This is a genomic window from Phormidesmis sp. 146-20 (assembly GCF_052939475.1).
The window spans coordinates 1-20,454 of the sequence record NZ_JBJPHT010000012.1 but is presented as its reverse complement, the minus strand read 5'-3'; the positions used below and the strand labels follow the sequence as shown (position 1 = coordinate 20,454).

At 47.2% G+C, this 20,454-nt stretch carries 18 protein-coding genes; 12 read left to right on the top strand and 6 right to left on the bottom strand.

Annotated features, from left to right (window positions below; all coding sequences use genetic code 11):
* Positions 1 to 114: 114 nt before the first annotated feature.
* Positions 115 to 1,347, bottom strand: coding sequence for a sigma-70 family RNA polymerase sigma factor (locus tag ACKFKH_RS12135; RefSeq protein WP_446858554.1), 1,233 nt, complete (start codon positions 1,345 to 1,347; stop codon positions 115 to 117).
* 483 nt (positions 1,348 to 1,830) lie between these two features.
* Complete coding sequence (locus ACKFKH_RS12130; RefSeq protein WP_446858553.1) at positions 1,831 to 3,180, bottom strand: CHAT domain-containing protein; 1,350 nt, start codon at positions 3,178 to 3,180, stop codon at positions 1,831 to 1,833.
* A gap of 265 nt (positions 3,181 to 3,445) precedes the next feature.
* Here ACKFKH_RS12130 and ACKFKH_RS12125 point away from each other — a divergent pair, with 265 nt between their 5' ends.
* The 3 genes from ACKFKH_RS12125 to ACKFKH_RS12115 all read left to right on the top strand — a co-directional run bounded on the left by ACKFKH_RS12125 (position 3,446) and on the right by ACKFKH_RS12115 (position 6,839).
* A complete protein-coding gene (locus ACKFKH_RS12125; protein ID WP_446858552.1) occupies positions 3,446 to 4,909 on the top strand; it encodes a protein kinase domain-containing protein in 1,464 nt (487 codons plus the stop codon).
* Positions 4,910 to 5,190: 281 nt separating this feature from the next.
* Entirely contained in the window at positions 5,191 to 5,895 is a 705-nt protein-coding gene (locus ACKFKH_RS12120) for a GUN4 domain-containing protein (RefSeq protein WP_446858551.1), read from the top strand.
* A gap of 32 nt (positions 5,896 to 5,927) precedes the next feature.
* Positions 5,928 to 6,839 (top strand): COP23 domain-containing protein, encoded by a 912-nt coding sequence (locus ACKFKH_RS12115; RefSeq protein ID WP_446858550.1) that lies wholly within the window; start codon positions 5,928 to 5,930, stop codon positions 6,837 to 6,839.
* Between the two features lie 19 nt (positions 6,840 to 6,858).
* Here ACKFKH_RS12115 and ACKFKH_RS12110 read toward each other — a convergent pair whose 3' ends face one another.
* Positions 6,859 to 7,743, bottom strand: a complete 885-nt coding sequence (locus ACKFKH_RS12110) for a toll/interleukin-1 receptor domain-containing protein (protein ID WP_446858549.1) — start codon at positions 7,741 to 7,743, stop codon at positions 6,859 to 6,861.
* Between the two features lie 280 nt (positions 7,744 to 8,023).
* Here ACKFKH_RS12110 and ACKFKH_RS12105 point away from each other — a divergent pair, with 280 nt between their 5' ends.
* The 4 genes from ACKFKH_RS12105 (at position 8,024) to ftsE (ending at position 12,899) form a co-directional block, all read left to right on the top strand.
* Entirely contained in the window at positions 8,024 to 9,784 is a 1,761-nt protein-coding gene (locus tag ACKFKH_RS12105; protein WP_446858548.1) for an FHA domain-containing protein, read from the top strand.
* 259 nt (positions 9,785 to 10,043) lie between these two features.
* A complete protein-coding gene (locus ACKFKH_RS12100) occupies positions 10,044 to 10,691 on the top strand; it encodes a hypothetical protein (RefSeq protein ID WP_446858547.1) in 648 nt (215 codons plus the stop codon).
* A gap of 686 nt (positions 10,692 to 11,377) precedes the next feature.
* The gene (locus tag ACKFKH_RS12095) at positions 11,378 to 12,178 is read left to right on the top strand and encodes a WecB/TagA/CpsF family glycosyltransferase (RefSeq protein WP_446858546.1); all 801 of its coding nucleotides are present in this window, start codon (positions 11,378 to 11,380) and stop codon (positions 12,176 to 12,178) included.
* A gap of 4 nt (positions 12,179 to 12,182) precedes the next feature.
* Positions 12,183 to 12,899: a cell division ATP-binding protein FtsE gene (gene ftsE / locus ACKFKH_RS12090; RefSeq protein WP_446858545.1), complete on the top strand. Its 717-nt coding sequence runs from the start codon at positions 12,183 to 12,185 to the stop codon at positions 12,897 to 12,899.
* A gap of 26 nt (positions 12,900 to 12,925) precedes the next feature.
* Here ftsE and ACKFKH_RS12085 read toward each other — a convergent pair whose 3' ends face one another.
* Together ACKFKH_RS12085 and ACKFKH_RS12080 are read right to left on the bottom strand one after the other, a co-directional pair.
* A complete protein-coding gene (locus ACKFKH_RS12085; protein WP_446858544.1) occupies positions 12,926 to 13,117 on the bottom strand; it encodes a DUF2949 domain-containing protein in 192 nt (63 codons plus the stop codon).
* A gap of 380 nt (positions 13,118 to 13,497) precedes the next feature.
* The gene (locus ACKFKH_RS12080; protein ID WP_446858543.1) at positions 13,498 to 13,869 is read right to left on the bottom strand and encodes a VOC family protein; all 372 of its coding nucleotides are present in this window, start codon (positions 13,867 to 13,869) and stop codon (positions 13,498 to 13,500) included.
* Between the two features lie 201 nt (positions 13,870 to 14,070).
* Between ACKFKH_RS12080 and ACKFKH_RS12075 the strand changes: the two genes are divergently transcribed.
* The 4 genes from ACKFKH_RS12075 (at position 14,071) to ACKFKH_RS12060 (ending at position 18,896) form a co-directional block, all read left to right on the top strand.
* Positions 14,071 to 15,153 carry a class I fructose-bisphosphate aldolase gene (locus tag ACKFKH_RS12075; RefSeq protein ID WP_446858542.1) on the top strand — a complete coding sequence of 361 codons (1,083 nt, stop codon included), beginning with the start codon at positions 14,071 to 14,073 and terminating at the stop codon, positions 15,151 to 15,153.
* 366 nt (positions 15,154 to 15,519) lie between these two features.
* On the top strand, positions 15,520 to 16,686 hold the full coding sequence (locus tag ACKFKH_RS12070) for a pyridoxal phosphate-dependent aminotransferase (protein ID WP_446858541.1): 1,167 nt from the start codon (positions 15,520 to 15,522) through the stop codon (positions 16,684 to 16,686).
* A 249-nt stretch (positions 16,687 to 16,935) separates the two neighbouring features.
* Complete coding sequence (locus tag ACKFKH_RS12065) at positions 16,936 to 17,811, top strand: DNA adenine methylase (protein WP_446858540.1); 876 nt, start codon at positions 16,936 to 16,938, stop codon at positions 17,809 to 17,811.
* Entirely contained in the window at positions 17,754 to 18,896 is a 1,143-nt protein-coding gene (locus ACKFKH_RS12060) for a restriction endonuclease, SacI family (protein WP_446858539.1), read from the top strand. Before ACKFKH_RS12065 ends, ACKFKH_RS12060 begins: the two co-directional genes overlap by 58 nt.
* Positions 18,897 to 19,088: 192 nt before the next feature.
* On the opposite strand, the gene ACKFKH_RS12055 is transcribed toward ACKFKH_RS12060, so the two are convergent.
* Positions 19,089 to 19,364: an acylphosphatase gene (locus tag ACKFKH_RS12055; protein ID WP_446858538.1), complete on the bottom strand. Its 276-nt coding sequence runs from the start codon at positions 19,362 to 19,364 to the stop codon at positions 19,089 to 19,091.
* A gap of 105 nt (positions 19,365 to 19,469) precedes the next feature.
* On the opposite strand from ACKFKH_RS12055, the gene ACKFKH_RS12050 reads away from it, so the two are divergent.
* Positions 19,470 to 20,387: a cobalamin-binding protein gene (locus ACKFKH_RS12050; protein ID WP_446858537.1), complete on the top strand. Its 918-nt coding sequence runs from the start codon at positions 19,470 to 19,472 to the stop codon at positions 20,385 to 20,387.
* Positions 20,388 to 20,454 lie beyond the last annotated feature (67 nt).

Genomic DNA, 20,454 nt, shown 5'->3' with positions numbered 1-20,454 from the left:
GAGAAGGGATGAGGGATGATTTCTTCTAGTGTTTAGACTGACTACGGGAGATTGCTGTACCCTGATTGAGCAATGCCGAGGAAGGTGAAAATGATTGCTAGGAAAGCGTTTTAATCATCTTTCGTGCCTCATGGTTTCTTGTAGCCATTCTTCTAAAACTGTACTGATATGCTTAATCACGTTGGAGGTGGGCGAGATATGCAGCGTTTCCTGGCTCCATTGGGTGAGAGAGCGTAATAAGGTTTCTCGTGCCTTTGATAGCTTGCGCGATATTGTGTATTGAGGAATGCCGGACTGCTGGGCGATTTGCTGTTGGGTTAAACCAGTTTGATAATAGAGCCGCAGAAGATCCTGAGCTTGAGTATCCAGTTTGCCTAAACTTGCGATCAGAACGGCATGAACTTGACCTTGCTGAGTCTGACGATCGTGCTCCTCTTCTTGAGCAATCAAATCGTTTAACAAAGACTCCTGCATCGGATCAGATAAGTCATCTTGGCGCTCACCCGTCATGTCTCCAGATTTGGGCAAATTGAGCGAGGTCACCGAGGGATACAAATAGTCTCGCGATCGACTCGCACACACAGTCAGCCAGCGTTCGAGTGATTCTGGAGTCGCTTTAGCGCGTTGGGTTTGGGAATTGTAGAGATTGGTAATTGCGATCCAGGTGTCTCGATCGGGGGGAGAACTTTTTCGTAACTCAGGTGATTTTTTAGGAATATAGAGCGACGTAAAACATGTCCATGCCAGTGTGTAATTTTCAATTACCTCGCTATTAATTCCAGCGTTTTCTAAAGATTCGATCAAGCGTTTGCGACTAAGTTTTAGCAGTAATCCCCAATCGGTACAAAAATCAATTTCTCGACGTTGCCGTAAGTAATCGCGAATAATGTTGCTAAATGCTGTACTCGCATACGTTTTGAGACTGGCCCGCTGTTCTGGATCACAGGCTTTGAGAATTTTTGGCACCTCTGCGATCGCCACCTGAAAACAATCAGCCACCCCAAACTGCGAATGAGACAACCGAGCGATCGTCTTATAAGCACTCCAATAACAAGCCTCCTGCAAATAGGCAGACAAATGTCCCTCAGATAGTTTTGCAGTTTGACTGACCACAGTTTGACTGACCACAGTTTGACTAGCCAACAGAGCTTTTGAATTGCGTTCTTCTAACCAAACCTTGTGCCAGTAGATCGCCCAATAACTTTCAGACTTTGCTTCGGGCAGCCGCTCCAGACAAGCTCGAATACTGCGGTGAAGCCGAGGGTCGATCGTCCAGCCCCCTACCCCATCTGTCGCCCATTTTAGAAACGCCGAAAACAAATCAGTGACGCTTTGACGCGGCTGCATGATGTGAACACCCCTCGCTAAAGGTCATCAACCTCAAAACTTACTACGCTAAAGCCCAAACTTCAACGGTGATGAGCATGTAGCACAATTCCTAATGGATTAGCCCATCTTTAGATCCCCCTAGCTCCCTTAAAAAGGAGGAACTAAACTCTTCTTAAAGAAGAAAGCACTAAACTCTTGATTCCCCCTGTTTATTAACCTACCGTGTACACACAAGTTGATTGATCCGTCATTGCCGAGACCCTTCGCCCCCTAAATCCCCCAAAATTGGGGGACTTTGAATGCTAGGCAATCTCTCTGGGTCAAAGTCCCCCAGATTGGGAGATTTAGGGGGCTGAAGCCGATTGAAACGAAGCGATTCCGGGTGTGTACACGGTAGTCTTTATTAACGGGGGCAGAGAGAATCCGGCATAACATCCCTCATCCCTCCTCGCGAAGCGGATTACCCCCAAAGGGGGAACAGATCATTGAAGCTCGTCCCTCTCACCACGGATTCCCAATTACCGTAAACGCTGCCCAATAATAAGGATGAGACAAATCGGTTGTCGCAAACCCTTCTAGCTCAGACGGCAACCTCACGCCTCTCGCCTGCATTGCCACACTCGTTTTTAGATTTACCCGCTTTTTCAACAAATCAAGTTGAGCCTGCCGCAAACCGTCGGCCTTGATCGGGGCCGTCTTGAGATGACGATAAAACTCACTCATCAAAACCAGCGTCCCCGCATCGCTGACTGACCAGAGACTGGCGATCGCCGCCTGCGCTCCCGACTGGACTGCAAACCCCGCAAACCCTAACTCTGCCCGCGGATCGCCCAATGCCGTTCGGCAAGCACTCAACACCAACAACTGCACGGCGGGAGCGCGCAAATTGAGAAACCTAACCTGATCAATTCTCAGTTGAGAATCCCAAAATTGGATATAAGACTCGTCTGCCTCGCCGGGCAAAAATTCTGCATGAGTGGCGAGATGAATGATGCCAAAGGGAGTCGCAGCGCGTTGGGCTTTGAGATTAGCCAGCGTAAAGTCTTGATTGAGCAGCGATTTACCTCGCCAAAGATTGCCCGTAATGGCAGAAAGCTCAACTGGTACAGCAGGCAGCGGCGCTTGATTTTTGAATTCTGATGCACCCATCGCCAAGATTTGAGTTCCTGCTAGGGAGGCGGCCCGACGATCGAGCAGATTAAACGCCGGAATAATCCCCAAACTGTACTTCTCAATCAGAAATTGTCGTCCATCATACAGGGCTGCTAAAGGCGCACTCCGCAGACCCGTTCCCAAACAGAAGATCAGGTGATCGATGCGCTGTGCCCTTAATTCGGACTCTAGTGGGGCAATCATCCAATTATAAAGTTGACGAGCCGCCGGAAGATAGTCACCCGGATCGCTCTCACGATTGACCACACCCAACCGAAACTCTTGCATCACTTGCAGCAACACTGTGCGATTGGCAGCCGAAACGCGACGATGAATGGGAGCCGCCCCCGGTGATACCAAAATTAACTCCAGAGCCGTCGGAGTCGGAATCATGTAAAAGAGCGCCGATCGTTTGCCCGTTTCACTCGAAAGTCTGCCTAATGTGCGAGCGATCGCGTCTGCTTCTAAAAGTTGGCTCGTCAATCGCCCTTGGTAATAATCTTCGTACTGCTGTTTCCAACCCGTTTCTACGAGTCGAATGGCCGCTGGGATGTCTTTGCGATCGAGGGCTTGCTTTAATTCCTGTGGATTGGGACGAGGCGTAACTTTTTGCACCGCCCATCCCCGTAAGGGTGAATACAGCCCAATCAGCAAGCCGACCGTCACCAAAAACAACAGAATTCGCCTAAATACTTTCATTGCCTGTGTCCCTCTTTGTGAACAATTGTTCCACCGAGTCAAAGATTGGCTTTATCTCTTTTGCTCTATCTCTGATGAATCAGCTCCGCAGCCCTGTAATTCAGAAAAGAGAAAAATTACTTGAGCGTTGTACTCGCATGAGTCTTAATGATGGCTAAAATCGAATAGAGTGTTAAGGTTTAAGTACTTTTTCCTCCAAAAATTACAACGATTAAGTTGTGTATGTTATGAGAAATTCAGAAAACGATGATCGATTAAGTCACCCATGATAGGTCAGGTATTAAGAGGACGGTACCGAATTATCGAAGAATTGGGACAGGGCAGCTTTGGCGAAACCTACATTGCTGAAGATCTTGACAACCGATTTAAACCTCGGTGTGTGGTTAAACACCTTAAACCTGCCAATCGTGATCCCGTTTTTCTAGAGTCTGCTAAACAACTATTTGACCGAGAAGCGGCAACACTGGCAGGACTGGGGAAGCAGGATCAAATTCCCCAATTATTAGCTTCCTTTGAGGAAAATCAAGAGTTTTATTTGGTACAGGAATTAATTGTTGGGCACCCATTAAGTGTTGAATTACCCGCAAATCATCGTTGGCAGGAAAGCAAAGTAATTCAGCTTTTAACTGAGGTTCTGAGTGTTTTGAAGATTGTGCATCAGCAGGGAGTGATTCATCGAGATATCAAGCCAGATAATTTGATGCGGCGGCAGTCCGATCGCAAGCTCGTGTTGATTGATTTTGGTGTCGTCAAAAAAGGCATTGTGGAAACGGGAAGCCAGGAACCAAAAAATCGAACGATTGTAGCCGGAACCTATGGTTATTTATCTGCTGAGCAAGAACGAGGTGATCCCAAGTTGAATAGTGATCTTTATGCCCTTGGCATGATTGCAATTCAAGCACTCACAGGAGTTCATCCCAAGGATTTGAAAACCGATTCCAAGACTGGAGAATTTGCTTGGCAACACCTGGCAACTGTTAGCCCAAAGCTGGCTAAAGTGCTGAATAAAATGGTGCGAGTCAATTACGCAGACCGTTATCAAACAGCAACTGAGGCATCAAAAGCGGTTCAAGAATTACAACCTAAACCTCTTAATTGGAGACTAATTAAGGTTGCAGGAGGGACAGTTGCAGCGAGTCTTCTAATGGTTGTTCTTGGAAACATTATCTCACCTCCTGGTGTCAACCCGCCTCCTACGGCATCTCCTTCGACAAGTCCAGGATCATCTGCACCAATAACTCCTCAACCATCAGGCGATCCCCAGAGGGTAAAAGAAGGCTACATCAATTTAGAGGAAGCTTTGAAAAAAAAAGATTTGAAAGAAGCGGATCAAATTACTTATGAACTGATGTTAGAGATTGCAGGTTCTCAATCCAAAAAGCAGGGACGGTTTGAAGAGAATGAGTGGAATAACTTTTCCTGCCCTGACCTTGGAAAGATCGATCAGCTTTGGCGTGACGCGACTCAGGGAACTCAAGGGTTCAGTGTGCAAAAGAAGATGCTAATTGAGGCAAAAGAAGTTCCACTGGATTATCAAGTCCGAGTAGGTTGGAAAGATGAAACAGAGAAGTGGTTAGTTAGACCAAAATATCAACCAGTTGAGCAGACTGTGGTTTACGAAAAAGAACCCGATTTCCAAAATCCTCCCCCTGGTCATCTACCTGCAAAGCTGGCTTGGTGGGATACAAGGGATCACAGATTTGAAAGAATCTATGCTTGTAAACTTTAAGAAATTCTTAAATTATACGATCGAGCGAAAAAGCTACGTATTACTACTCAGTAGTGTGGTATTGTCATGTTGCGTTCTGAAATTCGCAAGCTCCGAAGCATAAGTTGCAAAGTCTAGCCGATCAAGTTGTAGGGAAGTGAGGTATCAAAAAAGCAACTTTAGGAAGGTTAAGTTGGCTTCTTGATAGTCTTGTCTTGTCTCACCCATTGGCATGGTAGTTTCCCTCAACTAGCTATCCAGTTAAATAATTTGTACTGCCTCCTTAGACTGGTGGAAAAGTAATGAAATCAAGCATCGGTTTCTCGATTGTTTCTCTTGGAACGATCGCTTCAATTTGCTTGAGCAATGGTTTAGTTGCTCATGTAGAAGCACAGACAAGTAAAGGTGTTTTAACCTCACAACCCATTTTAGTTTCGCAGGCAGACAAGCCTAAGCCTACGGTTGAATCGAGTCCTATAGTTCAACCTACCCCTGAGTCCGCTCCCTCTAATCAGCCTTCTGACAAACCTTCTACTGAACAAGTTGATGACGATCCCTTTAAGGAATTGAAGCAAGCTTTAGAGCAGAAAGATTTCAAAGCAGCCGATCAAGCAACCTACAAACTAATGCTGGAGAGCGCAGGGCAAAAGTCAAAGGAGCAAGGTCGTTTTGATCAGCAAGAGTGGGAGCAGTTTCCTTGTAGTGATTTGCAAGCGATCGATAAACTCTGGGTTGATTCTACTGGGGGAACTCAAGGGTTTAGTGTACAAAAGAAAATGCTAATTGAGGCAAAAGAAGTTCCACTGGCTTATCAAGTCCGAGTGGGTTGGAGAGATGCGTCAGGAAAATGGTTAGTTACACCAAGGTACAGCGGTAGTAAAAAGACCGTTATTTACGACAAAGAGCCAAACTTTAAAAGCCCTCCTCCCGGACAGCTACCTGCAAAATTTGCTTGGTGGGATGCAAGAGACCGCAGATTTGAAAGAATCTATGCTTGCAAGTTGTAAAAGATTTCGCATAACTGAACTAGGGAAAAAAGATGAAGCTTTGGAACCATTATTTTCTTGTATTGTTAGGAACTTTAAGTTTCCTCAGTTTGGCCAGTCAACAGAGTATGGCGGCGGAATTGCAATCTAGCAAGGACATTCTAACTTCGCAAGCTAGTCCTCAGACAACGACTGAACCCTCCATACCTCCTCAACCAGCCAGTACGGTACCTGAAATTCAGCAATCCGAACGAATTCCAGTATTACCAACTCCTGACTCAGAACTACTCTCTCAAAAAGCGCCAGTACTACCAACTCCCGACACGCCAGAACCTGTCTCCACACCAACAGTAGTGAGACAACCTACCCAGCGATCCCAACCGATAAGTGTTGCATCTACATCATCGGAAGTGATCAGTGCGCCAGTTGAGGTTGCGTCAACTTATGAATCTAGTACCTCTGAGCCTAGTACCTCAGCAGAAGATGCCCCAGTTTCCGTTTCCCCTCCTGAAGATGCTCCCGGTACCCCTAGTACAATGAACCAGAGTCAGGGAACAAAGAAACTGAATAAATTGGGGCAGCTAACGTTTGTTTGTGGCAGCGACAACGGAACTCCTAAAACCATTGCTAAATTGAACAACCGCGAGTTGGGAGTAATCCTTTGGACTTCGACAGCATTTAACGCCAAGGGATTTGACCCCCAAACGCGATGCAAGCAAGTATCTGCAAGGTTTGAAGAATACAACAAAGCTAACCAGTTGGTCTACCTCACCAGTGGCAAGCTGAACGGACAGGTTGTTATCTGCGCTACGACTAAGGAGGGTGGTGGCTGCGGAGATATTTCACCTTATGACGGTTTACTATTCACCCTGCAACCTAAGAGCAATGGTCAAGAAGTACTAGAACAGCTATCTAATGCGTTGGCAATTGAGGGCAATACACCCGCAGAACCTTTAAAGGAGTAAATGTCTTGTGTGGGGTGGCTTAGTTTCTGAGTAATTTTTGACCGATTACCCAAACTGTCACTTCACAGAACATTGCACCAAGGAACATTGCAAAAACTGTAACTTCTGTACCTGTGAGGGGATTACTTTTTTGATGGCCTGCCAATGCCCAAATTGTCCCTACGATCGCTCCTCCAACTGTGACTAACAGGAAAAAAGATTGTCGTTGAATGGAAGAGTTGCTACGCTGTAATGCAAGTCCTGTAACTAATCCATCAATGGCTCCGGCCAGAATACCAAGCATGGCAAATGTGAGGGTTATATTTTCAGCTTGCCCCTGACTGTTAGATGCCAAGACGATATTCCCAATCCCAAGCCAAAGCACCCAACTGACCCCTTTCAACCCCATTGGTATCCAATCTAGTGAGGCTTTTCTCTTAGGAGGCTTCGGTGGTCTTTTCGGCTCTGTTGGAAATGGTACACGCTCAAATATTTTGCCCGGAAACCTAGGGCTTTGCGGAGGTTTCATACGACCGTCTTCCACAGCTGATAGCAGCCTTTGCTTTGCCTCTGCTTCATTACAGTCAAAGATGTCTATATGGACAATCTGCCTCAGTATTCCGGGTGGATTGCAGTCCTCAACCCTCACTGGAAGAAGCTTTCGCTCTTGGCTAGTTGGGTCTTGAGCAAAGGCGGCGGCCCACTCCGACTGTGGAAAAGGTTTTTGCAAATAGAGTAGTGATAGAACAGCAATTGTACGATTCGCTTCAGCCATTGCGCGCTGCATGTCTAGTACGAAATTGCCGCCTGGTCGAAAATCCCATGCCTGAATCACCACTAAGTATCCTTTTTCCTCTAAAGTCCAAGCAATCCATTCCGCCCAAGCTCTATCTTCGCCCGTGTAGCTGATGAAAAAATCTTTCATGATATCGACAAATGCTCAAGCGTTATGGTTATTTTAATACACCCTTCTAAGAACTACAGACTCTCTTCTGACTCGCTAACAGAAGGCAAAGATTGCTAGATTTTGATGGCAATCTCTGCTGAGTACAACTTAAAATTACTGGTGCATTTCTTAAATTTTGTTGAACAACATATAATCTAGAGAAATTCTCAGTAGATGATGAGAAGAATAGCTCTAGTAGACGAAAAGTTACGAATTGCAAGCTCCGAAGGTTGCATCATCACAATTTGGAGATATCATCATGCCCAAGAAATTTCGTTTCCCGTTTATTGGCCCAGTTCTTTTGTTAACGGCTTGTTCTCAATCACTTTTTACTCAAAAACCGCAACAACCAGATCTAAAACAGAAACTTCGAGAGTATTCTGAACCAGCAGTGGTTCGTGTAGCAGTAGCCTGCTTTGCTGAGTACTATTATTATCCTACGAAAAGGGAAAAGCCAGATAAACCTAATGAAGAAGTTAGAGGCGACTACCCTACAAGCGAATCAGATGGTTATTACTTGGGAACGGGTTACTTTATCAACCCGGATGGATATCTTGTAACAAGTGCAGTTTTGGGGCAGTTTGCTCAACAATTTGATGATAGGGCAAAATGTAGAAGTAAATTGATAGATAGTATTCTTAAAGGCATTACAGTTCCAGACAAGGATAAGCAAAGGGAGCTTACTACTGGGGAGAAGGAAGACATTAAAAAATCTTTGATGGACAGGGGAGTAGCTGAACCAGGAAACGGAAAAGTAATTGAGCTAGAAGATGAAGCCATCCAATACTCTAGTGATGTTATTTTTTCGGGCGGAGAAAGACTTCCCTTTACCCTTAAATCAGTTAGCGGAACGGGAACGAAAAGCGAGAATGTTGCGCTCATCAAGGTTAATGTTACAAATGCACCTGCACTGAAGTTTGCTGACTCTGATCCAGCAGGACTTCAGGGTAGTGTATGGGTATTTGGCTATGCCCCAGATGCAGAGCTATTTGATCCAGACAAGGCCAGAGCTAACAGAAAAAAAACTGAATTGGAGTTTGTCAGAAACTTTTTAAATGAAAAAAGGCAACTGGATTCGAGTATTTCAGACAGATCTATTTCGAGTACACCAACCCAAGACAATATCACTACCCTACTGATTGATCAAAGATTGCAGTACGGTATGTTAGGCAGCCCAGTACTGAATGCGAATGGTGAAGTCCTTGGAATGGTAACTGGTGTTGGTAGTAGCTACACGACTGCCACTCCTGCACGCACAATTAAAGGGTTTATTAATGTTCCCAATAATCAGGGGGAAACTTCTCAAAAATATCGCAGTGCGCTAGATTCTTTCTGGAAAGGAGAATACTCGCAAGCGGATGCATTACTTAAACAAGTCCAATCTTTATTTCCACAGTACTCAAAGATTGCCACAAAGATTCAAAAGAATCAAGCAGAATCGGCTTTGCATCCAGACAACCCGCTATTACCTTGGATATTGCTAGCTGGGGTGGGTTTGCTGGGGATTCCGACGATCGCCTACCTTCTCTTACGTCGTCCGCCCCAATTACAGCTAGTCTCTCACCCGCCTGAAGCTGATTCTTCTGATCGTATCAACAACAATAACCGTCTCAAAACTCCTCCCGGCAATCCTGACCCAACCAAAGTAAATCTCAAACCATTGATTGAATTTAGCTACAAAGATCAAGACCTTCAGTTTTATTTGGGAGAAGAGGTCTACCATCTAGGACGAGATTCAGATTGGTCAGATTTTGAGATTCCCAACAGTTGGAGCTTAATCTCTCGACGCCATGCCGTTCTTCGCAAAGAAGGATCAGATTACCGCCTCTACGATGGTGATCAAGAAACTCCTAGCGCTAATGGTAATTTCGTGAATGAAACCCGCGTCACAACCAGAGAGGGCTACCTATTACGTCATGGGACTCAAGTCAAAATAGGCCCCGATCGCAATCCAATTCTCCTCACCTACTTTAATCCCATGCACAAGCAAGCCGACCCTACACAAATTGCAAACTCATAACTTTTCGCAAATTCTATGCGGGATGAGTACTCAGTTTTGTGGAGCCGTCCCGCCTTTTCTGCGATGTCAAAGGTAATGTAGAAGCAACACATAACGGTACTTATGGAATCCTGAAACCATAACATTCAAGAAATTGTTATTGGGGGGCGTGATCTCTTTCAGTCACCTGCAAAAGACCGCTGCATAAACGTAAATCGATCGACGTGTAATCCTCTGGTCACGAAGTTTGACTTAGTTCAATTCATCTTAAGAGGTTTCCATGTCGTATCATCTACCCCCCATATTGAAAAGAAGCGCTGCCTTGACGACTAGCTTTTTGGCGATCGCTGCTACGACCCTAAGTTACCAAGTTCAGGCTCAAGAAGTGCCAGAGGTCAAGTTTCAGCTTTATCCAGTCCAACAGTTTGTGAAGTGTATGGCGGCTGATCCCTACGTGACTCCAACTGTTGATGTGGCGGTGACACGGGGCAGTCGCAACGACACGATGAAAGTGACGCTCAAAGGCTTTAAGCCGGGTCTTCAATTTGATTTGTTTTCACTTGAGAACAGTCTACAACTTGCCGACGGTAGTCTCGATCCCAACTTCAAAGGCTTTGGACTCGTCTGGTATCAGTCAGATCTGCGACCTGGCAATACGACAGTTAAGACAATTCTTTTGGATCAGATTTTTGGGTTTGATTCTGCGGTTGGTCTCAAACCGACCAAAACATTTCATCTAGGGTTCTGGTTCAACAATCCCGAAGACGCTAAGGACTGTGGATTTGACCCGTCTAAACCGACTCCCTTTAACGGCGAACAGAAAGCTGGCCCTCTAGCATTTATCACTCGTCCCGTTCTTCCGGCTGGTCTGGGGCCACTGTGTACCAAACCCAATACATCCACAGTTCCGGCAACCTGTGATCCTTAATCAGGTCTGGATTGGATGGAATTTCTCGCTTCGGTTGTGAATCGGGTCAGCCCCCCAAATCCCCCACAAATGAGGGACTTTGAAACGAACCTCTCTTGTCTTAAAGTCTCCCCAAATTGCTACCGTGTACACACACGTCGATCGAACTGTCATTGCTGAGATCCTTCGCCCCCTAAATCCCCCAAAAATGGGGGACTTTGAGCCGTCGTCATGGCTTTGAACTTTGGAAATCTTTCCTTGGTCAAAGTCCCCCAGACTGGGGGATTTAGGGGGCTGAAGCCGCCTGAAACGAAGCGACAACGACTTGTGTGTACACGGTAGCAGAATTGGGGGGTGGGGGCAGAAGATTTCAACACCGAAGCAAAATTTGGCGTTGCTGAATCAGGGGATGAATTGCCCCAAAGCGGAGGGAAACCCAAGGTTCAAAGTCCCCCAGAATGGGGGATTTAGGGGGCGAAAAGATGGACACTTCTCACAGATTCATCCCTCCAATCAGCAACGCCCAAAATTTTTTTATTGAATTCACGTCTGAATTTACGTCGATCGCTCAAAGAATCTCCCGATCGTTGTGCTCTGTTGATAGAAGCTATTCTCACCATCTTTTATCCTTCAACCACAAAGCGATCGTTCTACTCTGATCTTGGGCTATAATCCATTGCCTGAGAAGCCTGAGATGAGACACGATCGTGAGCAAAACAATGCCAGCCGGACTATCGGTTTTGGGTCTGCCAATTCATTTAGTAGATGACTATCCAGGGTGGTTGGTCGATCGGCTACATCAACAAAAAGGCTGTCATGTGGTAACGCTCAACGCTGAGATGACCATGCAAGCCGAATACAATCCCCCGCTGGCCGAGATCATTCACCATGCAGAACTGGTCATCCCCGATGGGGCCGGTGTGGTGCTCTATCTCAAACTTCACGGCAAACAAGTCACACGCTGCCCAGGTATTGAGCTATCAGAAGCTCTGCTTAAACAATCCGCCCGATTTAACACCGACCTTCAATCCCTCCCTCCTCCCTCCTCCCATTGGTCAGTCTTCTTTTATGGAGGCGCTCCGGGTGTCGCAGAGCAAGCGGCCAAAGTTCTACAAAAACAGATGCCAGGATTAGCGATCGTGGGCACTCAACACGGCTATCTCACCCCCGCAGATGAGCCGATTTTTTTGGAAATGTTACAAACGCTGCAACCTCGTTTAATCTTTGTGGGGTTGGGCGTGCCACGTCAAGAATTGTGGATTGCTCAACATCGTTACCTCTGCCCCAATGCGGTCTGGGTTGGTGTGGGCGGCAGTTTTGACATCTGGGCTGGCACCAAATCGCGCGCCCCTGCCTGGTTAGCAGACAATCACCTGGAATGGCTCTATCGGCTCTATCAAGAACCCTGGCGCTGGCGACGAATGCTGGCTTTACCTAAGTTTGCTTGGCGAGCGATCGTCTATCGATTTACCCAAAAAAATCCGGTCAGCAAGAAACTGGAGCAATGATTTTATGACACAGGTTTTGAGCGATCGTCCCGTTAGCCAGACTCAGACGGCTGAGAGCATTATTCAATTACGCAATGTTAGCAAGCTTTATCGCAACGGCAGTCAAGCGCTAATCGAGGTCAATCTGACTGTGAAGCGGGGCGATTTTTTATTCATTACGGGCCCGTCTGGTTCTGGAAAGTCAACCTTGCTTAAACTTTTGTATGGAGAGGAGCGGGCTTCGCAAGGTGAAGTGATTGTGGATCAAGATTCGCTGACCAAACTGCGGGGCGATCGGCTTTCTCATTTGCGCCGCCGGATTGGGATTGTGTTTCAAGACTACAAGCTGATTCCACGGCGGACGGTGACGGAGAATATTTCGTTTGTTCTCTGGGCGCAGGGCTACACGCGCAAGGAAATTCATCGACGGCTACAGCCTGCTCTCAAAATGGTGGGGCTGACGCACAAAGCGGAGTGTTTTCCTGAAGAGTTGTCTGGCGGAGAGCAACAAAGGGTGAGTATTGCACGGGCGATCGTGGGCACGCCTCCCATTCTTTTAGCCGACGAGCCAACCGGAAACCTTGACCCTGACAACTCCTGGCAGGTGATCAAAATTCTCAAAAAGCTCAATCAAATTGGGATTACAGTCATTGTCACGACTCACGACGAAAGTTTGATTCGGCTGTCAAACCATCCCGTCGTGCAAATTCGCAATGGGCGGATGTATTCGGTGAATTATTAGAGTGTAAAGTCGTCTGAGTCGTCAACTCAAAGCTTTTCTAACCAATCAAAAATCTGATCAAGCTGAGTTAGCGTGACCAAACCGTATTGCCACAAAATCATCGGCAGCACGGTCGTATTTTGCTGAGATTGGCGCAGAGCAAGGTCGATCGCGGGGGCAGGCAGTGCGAGTTCTTCTTTTAAAAATGTGACTAAATCGAGTCGTGTGGTTTGTTCCATAATTTTCCTTCACCCTTCTCAAAGACTATATTAAACGAGTATTAATCTATGTAACAATTTCTCACAAACTTCAAATCCTTCTCAGGATGTAGGTTCTAGAGATTAGAAGCGTTGAGTTTTATGAACTTCTTCGTCTCGGTTACAGATTCAGCAACCCCCTCCATCCCCCAAACCAAAACCAAAACTCTTGTCTTAAAGTCCCCCAGAATTGGCAGCTTGGGAGGCAGAAGACGCAAACAACGCAGCGAGAAAACTTCTGTCGAGTTCACATAAAAGCAAGATCGATCTCTTCGAGTTACCCGCAAGGGGTCGCTTTGAGTTACCTGCCAGAAGTCGCACCGTTCTCGATCCTTCTTATTAATCAGTCTTGATTTCGGAATTTATGCAGCAGGCTGAAAGAAGATCAAGCGATTGCCATCGGGATCGTAAGCATAAATTTCTTGCCCGTGGGCGGCGGTGATGACTTCTCCAAGGGGACAATTCAACTCAGATAAATGGGCGATCGCCACTTGCAAATCTTCAACCTCCAAACAAAAGCTGAGAATGGGAAAGGAGCGATCGGTTACTTCTGACAACAACAGTTCTTTAGGTCTGGGTTTATAGATTCCGAGTCGTAAGCCTGCGATCGCAAACTCAGCGTAAGTGTTAGCAATCTGAGAAATCGGCTCTTGATTCAAAAGAGAGCGGTAAAACTGAAGCGATCGCTCAAAATCTGTTGCCGCTAAAGTCACCCACGCCGATCGCACCTTCATCAAGACAACCCCAAATCGAATCTTTCTATCTTGGCTGTTTTCCTGACTAAAGACGCAAGCAAAATTCTACACAGACGCTAGATTAAAGAAGGCTTGAAGGGTTTGATTCATCCCTCCCCGCGGAGCGGATTACCCCCAAAGGGGGAACAGATCATCGAAGTTCTCCTTCATCCCTCATCCCTTCTATAGAGGTTTTGTGCAATGACCGCTACACTCTCTGCACCTCAGTCGATCGAGTCCTGGCTGGGTGATGAAGCCGAAGATTTGCTGACCCACAAGGCAAAAGTTTCTAAAGATTTACTGCATCTACCGGGCCCCGATTTTGTCGATCGCATTTTTAGTATCAGCGATCGTTCTCCCCAGGTGTTGCGAAGTCTCCAACAACTTTACTCGTTTGGACGGTTGGGCAATACTGGCTATCTCTCGATTTTGCCCGTTGATCAGGGGATTGAGCATTCCGCCGGGGCATCGTTTGCGCCCAATCTAATTTACTTTGACAGCGAGAATATTATCAAACTGGCGATCGAGGCAGGCTGTAATGCAGTTGCGACGACGTTGGGCGTTTTGGGCAGTGTTTCTCGCAAATATGCTCACCGCATTCCCTTTATCACCAAGCTCAACCACAATGAGTTGCTGACGTATCCCAATCAGTTTGATCAGATTATGTTCGCTTCGGTTGAGCAAGCCTGGAATCTGGGATCAGTCGCAGTCGGCGCAACCATCTACTTTGGCTCACCCGAATCGACCCGCCAAATTCAAGAAGTCAGTCGAGCCTTTGCCCGCGCTCACGAACTGGGAATGGCAACCATTCTCTGGTGCTATCTGAGAAATCCAGCGTTTCAGCAAGACAAAGATTATCACCTGGCGGGTGATCTAACGGGTCAAGCGAACCATTTGGGCGTGACGATCGAAGCCGACATCATCAAACAAAAACTGCCCGAAGTGAACAATGGTTATGGCGCGATCGCCCAAGCAACGGGACACAGCTACGGCAAAACCAACGCCCGGATTTATTCTGACCTGACGACCGATCACCCGATCGACCTCACCCGCTACCAGGTGTTGAATTGTTACTCAGGACGGATGGGGCTGATCAATTCAGGGGGCGCATCGGGTAAGAATGACTTTGCGGAAGCGATTCGGACGGCTGTCGTCAACAAGCGAGCGGGTGGAACTGGCTTGATCTCAGGTCGCAAAACATTTCAGCGGCCAATGGAAGAAGGGATCAAGTTGTTTCATCAGATTCAAGATGTCTATCTCTCGCCAGATGTCACGATCGCCTAACAACGGGCGGCAGAGTTAAGCGTTTTGAGGTATACCTGATTACAGAATAAAATTCACGGGTCGCTTATCGGAGTATCGTTTTACTTTGATAAAAACAGACTGAGACTGACAGGAAATCGCCATGGATCAGGTTGATAAAAATGGGAAGGCATCCGGTAAAGTCATGAACTTCAGACTTAAAGCTGGCTCCTTCTCATTTTTTTTGCGATCGTGCCGTTTCCGTAGGTTTCAGTCTTGGACTACACTTCATAAAAGACCTCTTGCTTAGTCCAATTGGGGCTTGGTAAGGCTGGGCGAGTGCAGCGCCTTTGAGAATTTTTATTGAGACACCAGGACGCAAAACGCAGTAACTTTTTGAGGTTTGACATGAAATTGGCAGGACGTGTGGGGCAAGTTACGCCTTCCTTGACCTTAGCGATCGATGCAAAAGCAAAGGCCATGAAGCGTGACGGAATCGATGTTTGCAGTTTTAGCGCTGGAGAACCCGATTTTGATACGCCCGAACACATTAAATTGGCAGCAGAAACCGCACTCAAACAGGGCAAAACACGCTATGGCCCAGCAGCAGGAGAACCCCGACTGAGAGAAGCGATCGCCCACAAGCTACAAACCGACAATCACCTCAACTACCAGCCCGAAAACATCATTGTCACCAACGGCGGCAAACATTCGCTCTATAACCTGATGATGGCGCTGATCGAGGCGGGTGACGAAGTGATTATTCCTGCGCCCTTTTGGGTGAGCTATCCCGAAATGGTCAAGCTGGCAGGCGGAACTCCGGTAATCGTGCCCACGACGGCAGAAAGTCAATATAAAATCACGCCCGATCAGTTGCAAAATGCGATTACGTCTCAAACTCGGCTGCTGGTACTCAATTCGCCCTCAAATCCGACAGGCATTGTCTATACACCTGATGAAGTTAGAGCGATCGCTCAAGTCGTCGTTGATAACGATATTCTTGTCGTCTCGGACGAAATTTACGAAAAGCTGCTGTATGACGGGGCAGAACATCTGAGCATTGGGGCGGCGAGTCGGGAGGTGTTCGATCGCACGATCATCAGTAGCGGATTTGCCAAAGCTTACTCAATGACAGGCTGGCGGGTTGGATATTTGGCGGCTCCCGTAGAACTCATTACCGCCGTGACCAAGATTCAGGGACACAGCACCTCAAATGTTTGTACGTTTGCTCAATATGGGGCGATCGCCGCGCTTGAAGGCTCCCAGGATTGTGTCGAACAGATGCGTCTCGCCTTTGCAGAACGCCGCCTCGCGATTTTAGGGCTGATCGATGAAATTCCCGGTTTGACCTGTGTAAAGCCTAATGGTGCCTTCTACGTATTCATCAACATCAGCAAGCTGGGACTATCTTCGCTTGAATTTTGTGATGGGTTATTAAACGAACAGCAAGTCGCCGTGATTCCAGGAATTGCCTTTGCCGCCGATGACCATATTCGCTTGTCTTACGCGACCGATATGACGACGATCGAGCGAGGTCTAGAGCGATTAGCAACGTTTGTCAAATCGAAGCTATAGGGAAGGATAGGCGCTGCTGACCGTGTAATCAAAATCCCTGTAGAGGCAATGGATGTCTGAATGCTTGAAGGCAGTACGGGAGGATTCGCATCTCGTCCGTCAGTAACGCCTGAAATTTTGGTTGACTTTGAGCGATCGACAGTACGGTGGCCGAAGAGATCGGTTGAAAACACAATCTTCAAGTGATCTCTGACTCGAAGACACTAGTTCGTGTATACTTCTTGTCCAGAGTCAACGTTGGGCAAGAAAATGGGCAAGGTTATCGCTTTTGGGTGGTATGGCGGGAAGTTTAATCATCTAAACTGGCTTCTCCCTTTGTTGCCCAAAACCACTCATTATTGTGAGCCATTTGCAGGCTCTGCGGCCGTACTGCTCAACCGAGAACCTTCCCCCGTTGAAACTTACAATGATATTGACGGGGAAGTTGTCAACTTTTTTCGGGTTCTGCGGGATAGTCCAGAAGAATTGATTCGAGCGATCGGGCTAACTCCATTTTCCAGGGAAGAACTTAAAATTGCAGTTGAAGAAGCCACTGATAATCTTTCAGAATTAGAAAGAGCGCGTCGGTTCTTTGTCTGTGCCCGTCAAGTGAGAACGGGTCTTGCACAAACTGCTAGTGTTGGAAGATGGGCAAACTGCAAACTCACGAGCCGAGCGGGGATGGCAGGAGCAGTTTCTCGGTGGCTTGGGAGTGTTGAAGGGCTATCTGAAATTGTGCAAAGACTTTTGCGGGTTCAGATCGAAAACGCGCGTGCGATCGAAGTGGTTCAACGGTACGACAGTGAGGAAACTCTATTTTATTGTGATCCTCCCTATCCTCATGATTCACGGGGCGATAGTCATGCCTACGGCTATGAAATGACGGACAACGATCACCGAGAACTCGCTGAGGTATTGACCAACCTCAAAGGGAAAGTGGCGCTGTCTGGCTATCGTTGTGAGTTGCTAGATCAGCTCTACAAAGACTGGAATTGTATCGAATCTCTGCCAAAACAATGTCTATCCGTCAAACAACCTCGAACAGAGATACTTTGGACTAACTATGATGTTCCGAGGGAGGTGAGCGAATGGCAGAACCCGTTGAAATCCTCAATGCCGCTCTTCGACTCGCTAACGCAAACGTAGACCACTCACTTGTTGAGGATCAGCAAATCAGAGAATACACCAACTATGTTGCCCGCAATCTTAAAAATCGGGCAGGCGTGCGTCTTTTGATGGCTTGTTTGCTGGCAAAACTTCATCGCCCTGATATTGATATCAGAAAACCATATACAGAAATTGGCGATGCTGATGCTTTCTCGGGTCGAACTTACGATGAGCGCTACATTACAACTTTTATCAATGAACACAATTTGCCGTGCAACAGCACAACCGCTTTTCTCACACCCGCGCTACGAAACCGAAATACAACGCTAACCAGGGATGTAAATCTCGTCGGTAAACCACCACAACTGTATCAGGCTGTTCTCAATCTTCTGGATGCGGTCTACTCTGGTCGCGTTCCAGCGGATACTCTGATAGCTGAGGTGATCAGATTATTGGTCGTCGATCGAGATGAACGGCAACAACGGATTGAGGCATTAGTTGCAACGCTGAATACGGCCGAAGATGCGGTGCCTTTGTCTTCTGAGGATATTGTCAACTTGATTGAGAAACACATGAGCCTCAAAGGAACTAGCCGTCTCTCTGTCCTTGTGGTGACCGCTGCTTATCAATCTGCTGAAGAGTTTCTCGGAGAAAAAGTTCTCACGTTGAGGGCGCACAATGCTGCTGATATACAGACGGGTGCTTTGGGGGATGTTGAAATTACTCTTATCACAGAGGATGAAATCATCACCAGCTATGAAATGAAAAATAAGCGAGTCACTCGTGAGGATGTAGACCGCGCCCTACAGAAATTGCTTTTAAGCGGCAGACGAGTCAACAATTACATTTTCATCACAACTGAGCCAGCCAATGTGGAAGTTCAAGATTACGCGCGGTCTTTGTACCATGAAACTGGAGGCATTGAGTTTGTCATTCTGGACTGTATCAGCTTCATCCGGCATTTTTTACACCTGTTTCATCGGTTGAGGAGTCGCTTTCTTGAAGCTTATCAAGCACTGATTTTATCAGAACCGCAAAGTGCTGTAAGCCAGCCCATCAAGGAGGCTTTTTTGGCAATGAGGCAAGCAGCAGAGACGGGATTGGAGGAAAGGGATGAGGGATGAGTAGAAAGTGTGAGTTTGATGAAGTTTCTTGGCTTCGGTGTTCACATCTTCTGCTCCCCAAGCTGCCAATTCTGAGGGACTTTAAGACAAGAGTTTTACTCAAAGTCCCTCACTCGTGGGGGATTTAGGGGGCTGCCGAATTTGTAACCGGAGCGCAGAAGTTCAGTGAATCCGACATTCATTCAGCGTCACTCATCGTTTGATCGGGAAGCCTTGGAGATGTTCGGGTGATTCAGAATGGACTTCGAGATGCTGGACGATCGCCATTCTCGGCCCAGTTTCACACCACTTCAGCATCGCCTCAATGGTTTGTTTTTCGCCTTCAAAGACGGCCTCGACGCGCCCATCGGGGAGATTGCGAACCCAGCCGTTTAGCCCCAATTGAGTGGCTATCTTTTGAGTAGAAAAACGGTAGCCGACTCCCTGGACTTGCCCAGAAATGAAAACGTGCGATCGAATCAATTCCATCCCTTCTTTCCAAATTACGATAGATATAAATCTTCTGCTAAATCTTCTACTTTTCTCCGAGTTGATTCCTCTACACTAGACGTGGAGTGAGATGAGGGACAACGAATGAGACTAGTTTCTCTGATTCCAAGTGCGACTGAGATTGTAAACTTTTTGGGACTCAAGGATTATTTGGTGGGGCGATCGCATGAGTGTGACCATCCGCTAGATATTCAAAATCGGCCGATCTGTACGCAGCCAAAGTTTAATCCGCTTGGGACGAGCCGAGAGATCAACGATCGAGTTAACCACATTTTGCAAACGGCGCTGAGTGTCTATCAGATCGATACAGAAATGTTGCAGAACGTGCGACCGACGCATATTCTCACTCAGGCGCAGTGTGAAGTCTGTGCAGTCAGTCTTGCAGATGTCGAAAAGGCTGTCGCCAACCTGACTCAGAGCCATCCCCAGATTATCTCGCTCCAGCCCAACGTTTTGGCGGATGTGTGGGCAGATATTCAGCGGGTCGCCGATGCGTTGGAAGTGTCGGCAGATGAGGCAATCGCGTCCCTTCACCAGAGGATTGCTGCCTGCCAACAGTGGACTCAAGATTTGCCAGAAGAGGAGCGTCCGACGGTGGCTTGTATTGAGTGGACTGAGCCGCTGATGGCTGCGGGAAATTGGGTGCCCGAACTGGTGCAATTGGCCGGAGGGCGGCCGTTGTTTGGCGAAGTCGGCAAGCATTCTCCGTGGCTGGATTGGGATACTTTTTTGAAAGCCGATCCCGATGTGATCATTTTTATGCCCTGCGGATTAGACATTTTGCGAACTCAACAAGAAGCCGCAGTTTTGGCGCATCGTCCCGGATGGTCATCGCTCAAAGCCGCCCAAACCTATCAAGTTTATGTGACCGATGGTAACCAATACTTCAATCGATCGGGCCCTCGTCTCGTCGATTCGTTAGAGATTTTGGCAGAAATTTTGTATCCCAAACGGTTTAATTTTGGCTATCACTGGTCGGGGTGGAGACTGTTGGTGGAATGAAGAGAGGGAGGAGGGGTGCATCCCAGTTATGTGATGAGTAGGAATACTCAGAGAGCGAGTTGGGAAG